We start from the raw sequence: 2,217 nt of genomic DNA, 5'->3' as shown, positions 1-2,217 counted from the left end.
GGATTAATCTCGATAATATCGAGATCTTTGCTGACAAAGAGACTATACATTTTTTCGAGAATTTGACTGATAGACTCGATCAAAGACCCTCTTAAACCCATAGATACGGCTAATTGCCGACAGAGATAGGGGGAAAATCTCGCTTCGATGACCACTTTTTGCATGGTTGCCAGTAAACTGTCCACATCCATCCCCCCTTGACTCGCACCCAGTAAAACCGGTCTTTGCAGATGATAATCGAGTAAAATGGCTAAAAATATCTCCTGTTGCGGATTATACCTGGCTTCTGCTAAGATTACCTCTGGATATTCTCCGGCGATCGGTAAATGAAAGATAGCATGGGCAGCAGCGATCGCATCAATGGTATTAGCGACAAATCTCACTCCTCCTGCTTTTCCCCGGCCTCCCGTGCGTACCTGGGATTTCAGCACGATAGGATAGGGAATGTTTAATCTTTTTAGTCCCCCCGGTTCGTGGATTGGTTGGGAAGGTAAAATGGGGATACCTACTTGAGCAAATATTTCCTTGGCTTGGTATTCGAGTAAATCCATAATTGATTAATTGATAAAGTGGCGATTCTCTCTTTGCTCGTTTCGGTAGCTTGGGGACTTATGAAGATTATTTTAGCAACAGCATCAAGTTCACGGGTGATCGGGGAGAATATTCTTGGTTTACTCGATCGCAAAAATTAAAGTTATACTAAATCCAGTTATTAAAGACTGATTATTTATTCCTCCTTTTGCCTCTTGCCTTTTGCCTGTCCTCATAAATAGCCTATACTCAGCGGATTTAGTATTAATTGTGTCATTATGCGGTTAGAGGAGAGACTTTTTTAGCTACCCACCCCTAGTAGTCTAGCAATCTTTCACTCTCTCTATTTCTATCTTTAGTAGGCTTTACTGCATTTAAACTGAGTATTAGATTAGTACAAGCGCACCACTCACCACTTCCCACTTCATAATTCTTAATTCATAATTCCCCACTCCCTCAGTTTTTTGTCACAATTGTTACATTTTTTCACAGATTTTAATTCGATCGGGTGATTTTTTTTTGATAGGAGTGAACCTATAATTTGCTCAGAAATAGTTATTGTTATCCATTGACCGTGTAAAACTAAGAACTGCGGACAAATCAAGAGTTTTGGCGTTTCAATAGACCAACTAAACTAACAACTGGCAATTAGTCGGAAATATCAGTTATTTTTTGCTAAAATTCTCCTTTTTCCCGCATTTTCCTGCTTGGAAACAAACTTTTTCCCGCTTTCGTCTCTGTCTTTAATTCGCTCCCACTAGGAAACTCAAGGGTAAGATGCTATATTTTCAAAAGCAGGGTCGTCATCATCCTCTGACCCTATTAACAATGCTTTTAAGTGCTTCTTTCGTTGTGGTCTCCCTCTCTTTGACTCCTGCGATCGCACGTCAATTCGCCCCAATTAACCCGATTAAACCGATTCTTTTGGGGAATAATCAATTAATTCCTGCCGGCACAGACATCCCTGTAAAATACGAGCAAGGGAAAAAAATTCTTTTAACCAAACAAGAAACTTTTTCTTTATCTCTGACCGTCACCGATAATATCAAAAATTCCCAAGGACAGACAATTATTCCCGATGGTAGTCAGATTATCGGAGAAATTAAACCTGACGGTCAAGGTTCGCGTTTTCTATCCCAAAAAATCTTTTTAAAAACCCCTCAACCCCAAGAAAAATCTATCGATGCTATTTCGGCAGTTTTCACTCGTCTAGAAAGGATAATTAAAGGAGTTAACCCCGATAAAATTATCCACGGTGCAGTATTAGGAAAATCCGCCGCTTCTGTCCTCGCTTCCTTTATCTCTGACCAACCGGTTAGCGAGGGATTATTACGAGGAGGAGGATTAGAAGTATTAGCCGGCTGGTTATTACGAGGAGAATCGGTGGAATTATTGTCAATTAACCCCAAGGAAGATTTAAAATTAACCCTTCGTTCTGATTTTACCGGTCAGTAACCTAAAAAAAATCTGGTGTGTTAGTTATTTATCTAACACACCAGCTATCTGAACTAAGCGGCGTTTTGCCTATACCATTCAATGGTTTTTCGCAAACCTTCTTTAAATTCCATTTGAGCAACAAAACCGAATTTTTCCTGAGCGCGGGTTGTATCTAAACAGCGTCGCGGTTGACCATTCGGTTTATCTATTTCCCAAACAATTTCGCCATCAAAACCCATTAAATCACAG

The 2,217-nt window shown here is 40.1% G+C and carries 2 protein-coding genes and 1 pseudogene; 1 reads left to right on the top strand and 2 read right to left on the bottom strand.

Translation table 11 applies throughout. The features are described from left to right. On the bottom strand, positions 1 to 551 hold a 551-nt coding region (locus PX484_RS20195), incomplete at its 3' end, for an ATP-grasp domain-containing protein (protein ID WP_353853250.1). A gap of 757 nt (positions 552 to 1,308) precedes the next feature. On the opposite strand from PX484_RS20195, the gene PX484_RS20190 reads away from it, so the two are divergent. Then, positions 1,309 to 1,986, top strand: coding sequence for a hypothetical protein (locus PX484_RS20190; protein ID WP_002803220.1), 678 nt, complete (start codon positions 1,309 to 1,311; stop codon positions 1,984 to 1,986). A 53-nt stretch (positions 1,987 to 2,039) separates the two neighbouring features. Here the strand turns inward: PX484_RS20190 and PX484_RS20185 are convergent. Next, positions 2,040 to 2,217 (bottom strand): annotated as a pseudogene (locus PX484_RS20185) (GDP-L-fucose synthase); the annotation flags it as partial.

This window comes from Microcystis sp. M49636_WE2, from assembly GCF_030065375.1.
Taxonomy (GTDB): domain Bacteria; phylum Cyanobacteriota; class Cyanobacteriia; order Cyanobacteriales; family Microcystaceae; genus Microcystis; species Microcystis aeruginosa_C.
The sequence above is the reverse complement of the archived record's forward strand: the minus strand, read 5'-3'. Positions and strand labels throughout refer to the sequence as shown.

Coding starts and splice junctions, on each gene's coding strand:
- PX484_RS20190 (WP_002803220.1), top strand. CDS start 1,309: ATGCTATATTTTCAAAAGCAGGGTCGTCATCATCCTCTGACCCTATTA.